The organism is Pseudomonas entomophila (genome assembly GCF_029193575.1).
GTDB classification, from domain to species: Bacteria; Pseudomonadota; Gammaproteobacteria; order Pseudomonadales; family Pseudomonadaceae; genus Aquipseudomonas; species Aquipseudomonas entomophila_G.
The window spans coordinates 1-7,396 of sequence record NZ_JARGCS010000045.1 but is presented as its reverse complement, the minus strand read 5'-3'; the positions used below and the strand labels follow the sequence as shown (position 1 = coordinate 7,396).

2 protein-coding genes are annotated in these 7,396 nt (G+C 66.8%); both read right to left on the bottom strand.

Going from position 1 to position 7,396, the window contains the following annotated elements; all coding sequences use genetic code 11:
• A partial coding sequence (locus P0Y43_RS21125) for a non-ribosomal peptide synthetase (protein WP_275639221.1) occupies window positions 1–5,396 on the bottom strand: 5,396 nt, incomplete at its 3' end.
• Window positions 5,393–7,396 (bottom strand): non-ribosomal peptide synthetase (locus P0Y43_RS21120; RefSeq protein ID WP_275639220.1); only part of this gene is annotated, 2,004 nt, incomplete at its 5' end. The genes P0Y43_RS21125 and P0Y43_RS21120, both read right to left, overlap by 4 nt.

Sequence of the window (7,396 nt, the reverse complement as noted above, 5' to 3'; positions counted from 1 at the left end):
TTCTGCAACACCCGGTCCTCGGCCGTCAGGCCATACGTGCGCTGCGCCCACCACAGACGGTTGACCACCCCGCCGTGTTCGTTCATCACCCCCTTCGGCAAGCCCGTCGAACCCGAGGTGTAGATCACGTAGGCCAGGTGATGCGGCTGCACCGCCACGCACGGGTCGTGTGCCGGCTGCGCGCCGATCTCCGTGTCATCCAGATCCAGCACCGGCACGCACGCACCCGCCACCGCCTCTCGCGTGTCCGACTGCACCAGCACCACCGCCGGCGCGCAATCCTCCAGCATCCATGCCAGACGCTGCGCCGGATAGCTCGGGTCCAGCGGCACGTAGCCCGCACCCGCCTTCAGGATGCCCAACAGCCCGATCACCATCCCCGCGCCACGCTCCACGCACAGCGCCACCCGCTCGTCCGGGCCCACGCCCAGCTCGATCAGGCGATGCGCCAGCTGGTTGGCTCGCGCGTTCAGCTCGCGATAGCTCAACCCAACCTCGCCCGCCATCACCGCCAGCGCATCCGGCGTGCGCGCCACCTGGGCTTCCACCAGGCCATGCAGCGTCTGCGTTTCTGGATACGGCCTGTGCGTCGCGTTCAAGCCATGCAGCACATGCTCGCGCTCCGCCGCCGACAGGATCTCGAGACCCGCCACTGGCTGCGCGCCATCGGCTTGCGCCATGCCTTGCAGCAAGGCCTTCCAATAGCCAACGAAGCGCTCGATCGTCCCACGCTCGAACAGCGCCGTGGCAAAGCTCAGGCTGCCCACGATTCCGGCATCGCCCTCGTGCAACGACAAGCTCAGATCGACCTGCGCGGTGGTCTGCGCCAAAGGCACCGGCACCAGCTTGAGACCCGGCAGTGCCACCTCGCCCGGCGGTGTGTTCTGCCAAACGAACATCACCTGGAACAACGGCGAGTGCGCCAGGCTGCGCGCCGGCTGGACCAGTTCCACCACCTGCTCGAAAGGCAGGTCGTGATGCATCTGGGCCGCCAGCACCTGCGCCTTGGTCCGCTCCAGCAAGGTCGAGACGCAAGGCTGGTCGCCCAGGTCAACGCGCAGCGCCAGCGTGTTCACGAACAAGCCGATCAGTGCCTCGACCTCACGCCGGTCGCGACCGGCCAGCGGGCTGCCCACGACCACATCGTCCTGCCCCGCAAGCCGGCCCAACAGCGCAGCCCAGCCCGCCAACAAAGTCATGTACAGCGTGACCCCGTGGCGCCGGCTCAACGCCTGCAGTGCACGACTGAGGTCGCGGCCAAGGCACACTTCGAGCATCTCGCCGCGATAGTCCTGCTTCGCCGGACGTGGCCGATCGGTCGGCAGCGTCAGGCATTCCGGCGCGCCGGCCAGCGCAGCGCGCCAATAGTCACCCTGTTGCCGTGCCGGCTCGCCCTCGAGCAGGCGACGTTGCCAGACCGCGTAGTCGGCATACTGGATCGGCAACCGCGGCAGGCCGTCATCCTCGCCGCGCACGCAGGCGTCGTACAAGGCGCCCAGTTCGCTGGCGAATACGCCCATCGACCAGCCGTCCGAGACGATGTGGTGCATCATCACCGTCAGCACATGGTCCTGCTCGGCCAGACGCAGCAGCCGCGCGCGAATCAAGGGCCCCCGCGACAGGTCGAACGGCACGGATACCCCCTCTTCGGCCAGCCTGGCGACGGCCTCGGCGTCCGGCAAAGGCCCGTCGAAGGCGACCACCTCCAGCGGGAACCCACAATCCTCGGCGTCGATGCGCTGCACCGGCATCCCGTCGATCGAGACAAAGCGGGTGCGCAAGACCTCGTGACGCGCGACGATCCGGTCCAGGGCGCGGCGCAATGCCGTTTCGTCCAGCCGGCCGTGGAAGCGCAAGGCCGTCGAGATGTGATAGGCCTCGCTGCCGCCATCCATCTGGGCCAGGAACCACATGCGCTGCTGGGCGAACGACAGGGGCAGCGGCGCGGTGCGGTCCGCCTTCTCGATCGGCCTCTGGTCGCTACGCTCCGCGCGCGCAATCGCCAAGGCCATGTCGCTCAGACGCGGCGCGGCGAAGAGTTCCGCCAGGCCGAGTTCGCCACCCAGCCGTTCGCGCACCTGCGAGATCAGTTGCACGGCCTTGATCGACTGACCGCCCAGCTCGAAGAAATCATCGCGACGTCCCACTCGACTGATGCCCAGCAGGTGCTGCCAGATCGCTGCCAGCGCGATCTCCGCCGCACCTTCCGGCGCTTCGTACTGGTCGATGCCGAATGCATCGAGGTCGGGAGCCGGCAGCGCGCTGCGGTCGAGCTTGCCGTTGATCGTCAGCGGCAAGGCATCCATCTGGACATAGGCCACGGGAACCATGTAGGCCGGCAGATTCGCGCGAAGATGCTCGCGCAAGGCACCCACCTCGAGCGCCGCGTCGCCGCTCACGTAGGCGACGAGGCGCTTGTCGCCGGCCGCATCGTCGCGCAGCAGCACGGCGGCCTCCCTCACCCCGTCATAGCGCAGCAGATGCGCCTCGATCTCGCCGAGCTCGATGCGAAAACCACGCAGCTTGACCTGCCTGTCCTTGCGGCCGAGGTATTCGATCTGGCCGTCGGGCCGATAACGCCCCAGGTCGCCGGTCCGGTACATCCTGGCTCCCGGTGTACCCCGGAACGGATCGTCAAGGAAGCGCTCCGCGCTCAGTTCCGGACGGTTGAGGTAGCCGAGGGCAACGCCGTCGCCGCCGACATACATCTCGCCGACCGCGCCGACCGGCACGGGCACGCCCTGGGCATCGAGAAAATAGACCGACGTGTTCGAAAAGGGGCGGCCGATCGGGATCGCCGACCCCGAGTCCAGATCGGTGACTTCGTAGGTGGTGGTAAAGGTCGTGGCCTCGGTCGGGCCATAACCATTGAGTAGATGCGCAGGCGCGCCATGGCGCAGCACATGTTCGGTCACGGCCGGGTCCAACACGTCGCCGCCGACGATCAGATAGCGCAGTTGCGCAAAGGTATCGACCAAGCGTGCGGCATATTGATGGAACAGGCCAGTGGTCAGGAACAAGGCGGTGATGCGTCGGGCGCGCAAGACCTCGCCGAAGCGCGGCGGATCCAGCAAGGTGGACTGGTCGATCACGACGATGCGACCACCGTTGAGCAAGGGCGCCCAGACGTCGAGCGTGCTGGCGTCGAAAGCGGGATTGGACGCGAACGCGAACCGGTCGTCGGCATCGAAACTGGCGTAGCCGTTGTGCATCACCAGGCGGGCAATCGCCCGATGCGGAACCACCACGCCCTTGGGCAAGCCCGTGGAACCGGACGTATACATCACGTAGGCCGCCGCGTCGCCGCCCACCGCTGCCGGCATATCGGCGACCGGCCGCTCGTCCAGCGCCAGGGATTCGAGATCGATGCGCAGCCCCGGCCAGGCCGGGACCTGAGCATCGGCATCGGTCAGCAAGACCTTCGCGGCGGTATCCTCGAGCAGAAACTGCAGGCGCTCGGCCGGGACATGCCGGTCCAGCGGCACGTAGGCAGCGCCGCATTTGAGAATCGCCAGCTGCGCGGCGATCAGTCCGATCGAGCGAGCCAGCAGCAAGGCCACCCGATCGCCGGGTTGGACGCCCTTCTCGCGCAACAGGTGCGCGAGCCGGTTGGCGTATGCGTTAAGGCCGGCATAATCGATCTGCTCATCGTTGTGCTCGACCGCGACGGCCTCCGGCGTTTGCAGCGCGATACGCTCGAACACGGCATGAATCGGCTCGTCGCGCGGGTATAGGGTATCGCTGCCACGGCCTTGCTCGACCACCGCCCGACGTTCGTCCTCCGGCACGACGGCCAGCTCGTGCGCCGGCCGGTTGTCGTCGGCTTCCAGCATCTGCGCCAGGCTCTCCAGCGCGGTCGCCATGTAGGCCGCCACACGCGCCGCACTCACTTCCTTCATGCATTGCACGGTGAGTGCGAAGTCCTCGCCCAGGTCGTCGACCGACAACAGCAGCGGATAATTGGTGCGTTCCTCCACCTCCAGCATCTCGATGTCCGAGGCGGCCGGCAGTCCCCCCTCGGCAACGGACGCACTGTGCCGGTAGTTGAGCAAGGCGCTGAACAGCGGCTGCGGCGCCGCCACCCCGCTGCAGCGTTGCGCCAGGGCCAGCGAGGCGTGCTCGTGCCCGAGCAGCGCGGTAAGACGCTCATGCGTGAGCCTGACCGCGTCCTGCACACCCTGCTCGCCGACGGTGATGCGCACCGGCAGCGTATTGATGAACAAGCCCAGCGCATGCTCCATGCGCCGTCCGCCTTGCATACGGCCGAGCAGCACGGTGCCGAACACGACTTCCTGGCGATTGGCGAGGCAGCCGATCACGCGCGCCCAGGCAAGATGGTGTAGGCTCGCGGCGCCAACGCCGATGCGTCGCGCCTGCGCGCGCAGGCGCCGGCTCAAGGATGCATCCAGGCGCAAGGACAGCTCATCGATTCCGCCGCCGTCGCCCTGCACGTTGTCGAGGCCCAGGGGCAAGGTTGGCTCGTCGATATCGCTCAACATCTCGCGGAAGAACGCTTCGTCACCGGCTCGCGCGGCAGCGGAGCGAGTACGGTTCACGTGATCGCGGAACGGCACGGTTGGCGCCAGCAACGCCGCTTTTCCGGCCAGGTGCATGAGCAACTCGGCCTGTACCACCTCTAGCGCGACGTGATCCAGAATCAGGTGATGGAACAGCAGGATCGCCGCGCATCGGCCGCTCGTCGCGTCTTCGGCAAACGCGAGCCGCATCAGCGGTGCCTGGTTGATGCTCAGCAAGCGCTCGCTGCGCGGGTTGAGCCGGGCGTGCAACGCCGACGCAAGCTCGTCCTGCGCGGCATCGATGACGATTTCCTCCAGTTCCAGCGGCACCTCGCGCCACACGACCTGTACCGGCTCTACCAGGCCTTCCCACTCGATGGCGGTACGCAGGATCGCGTGACGCGCAATGACCTTGCGCAGCGCAGCCGCGAACGCCGTCACCTGCTCGCGATCGGTCATGCGGAACATGGCGTGGAGCAGGTACGGATCGCCCTGCCGCGCGGCCAGATGGTGATAAAGAATGCCTTCCTGCAGCGGCGCGAGCGGGTAGATGTCCTCCACGTTCGCCGCACCACCCGCGACCCTGGCGACGATCCTGTCGATGGATGCTTGGTCGAGCTCGAGCATCGGCAGCATCGACGGCACGATTTGCGTGCAACCCGGCGGGATACCACCGGCCGCTGATTCCTCTGCCTGCAGAGCGGCATACTCGCCGCTTTCGATCATCTCGATCAGCGCGGCCTTGTGTTCGGCCAACTGCGCAGTCACGACGGGGTCCGCAAGCAAGCGCCGATTGCCGCGGACGACGAGTCCGCCGTCCCTGACGGATAGCTGTACACCTTCCTGTTTCAGCTTCGCCAGCATTATCTTCACAGTCACAGGACGATCTCCAGTAGTTCAACAGAGGCAGCAAGCGCCTTCAAATTCGATTGGCCGAACAGTGTTCGCACATCGGCCACAAGACCCGCTTCATCCATGCGTGCCATCAGCGTGACGGCCAGTAATGAATGCCCACCCAGTTCGAAGAAGTCGTCGTTGCGACCAACGCGTTCGATGCCGAGCAGTTCCTGCCAGATCTGTGCAAGGATCTGCTCGGTTTCGCCCTCGGGGGCCTCGTAGTCGCGACGCGCGTAGGTGTCTTCGCCTGGTGGCGGCAATGCGTGACGATCGAGCTTGCCGTTTGGCGTCAACGGCAGCTGTTCCAGGTGCACATAGGCCGCCGGCACCATGTAGGCGGGCAGACTTCTCAGCAGGTGCTCGCGCAGTTCACCGACCGGCACGGCGCCATCGCCGGTGTAGTAGGCGACCAGACGCTGGCCGCCCGACGCCTCGTCGCGCACGACCACCGCCGCATCGATCACGCCAGCGCACTGCGCGAGTCGGGCTTCGATCTCACCCAGCTCGATGCGCAAGCCGCGGATCTTCACCTGGTCATCGTTGCGGCCCAGGTACTCCAGCGTGCCGTCCATCTGCCAGCGACCCAGGTCGCCCGTGCGGTACATCCGGGCCCCTGCCTCGCCAACGAACGGATCCGCCAGGAAGCGCTCCTCGGTCAGCCCATCCAGGCCCAGGTAGCCCCGGCCCACGCCCATCCCGCCCACGTGGATCTCGCCCACCACGCCCGCCGGAACCGGCTGCCCATGCACATCCAGTACATACAGACGCGTGTTGCACACCGGCCGGCCCAAGGGCACGCCCTTCGACTCATAGACATCGAGATCGGCATCCAGCACGTGCCACGCCACCACGTCGCTGCATTCCGTCGGACCGTAGCTGTTGATGAAGCTCGGCCTCGGCTCCGGCAGCTCGCGCAGGCGCGCCACCTGGATCGGCTCCCCACCCAACACCACCCGCAGCAACGAGGGCAGCCGCGTGCCCCCTGCCGCGTCGATCAGCGCGTGGAAGGCGCTCGGAGAAAGGTTGATGTGCGTGATCGACTCGCTCGAGATCTGCTCCACCAGCTGCGACGGGACGAAATCTCCCGCAACGTGCAGACGACCGCCCACCAGCAAGGGGCCGAGAATGTTCTTCTGCGTCAAGTCGAAGCTGTACGACGACACCAGCAGCACCGCGTCGTCGCTCGACAGCGACAACTCGCTCAGATACCAGTGCAGCAGGTTGCGCAGCCCACGTCGCTCCACCATCACGCCCTTGGGGCGGCCGGTCGAGCCCGAGGTGTAGATCACATAGGCCAGGTGATGCGGCTGTACCGCCACACGCGGATCATGCACCGGCTGCGAACGCCATGCCGCATCGTCCAGGTCGATGATCTGTACCCCCGCATCCTCGACCACGCCACGCGTGGCCTCGCTCACCAGCAGCGCCGACGGCGTGCTGTCCTCCAGCATCCACGCCAGTCGCTCCGACGGGTAGGCCGGGTCCAGTGGCACATACCCCGCGCCCGACTTCAGGATCCCGAGCAGGCCCACCACCATCCCCGCGCCACGCTCCACGCACAGCGCCACACGGTCATCCGCGCCGACGCCCAGCTCGATCAAGCGGTGCGCCAGTTGGTTGGCCTGTTCATTCAGCTCGCGATAGCTCAGCCGAACCTCGCCCGCCTCCACCGCCAGCGCATCCGGCGTGCGTGCCACCTGCGCTTCGAACATCGCGCTCACGCTCGATTCGCCCGTGTGCGCCACCTCCGTCGCGTTCCAGGCTTGCAGTACCTGCGCACGCTCCGCCTCATCCAACAACGCGACTCGGCCGACCTCTCGCTCGCCCTCGGCCGCCATCGCCTCCAGCATCCGCTCCAGGTAGCCCATGTGCCGCCGCATCGTGCTTTCGTCGAACAACGCCGTGGCGTACTCCAACACCCCGACGAGGCGTCCCTCGAGTTCCCCCAGCTCCAGCGTCAGGTCGAACTTCGCCGTGCGCAC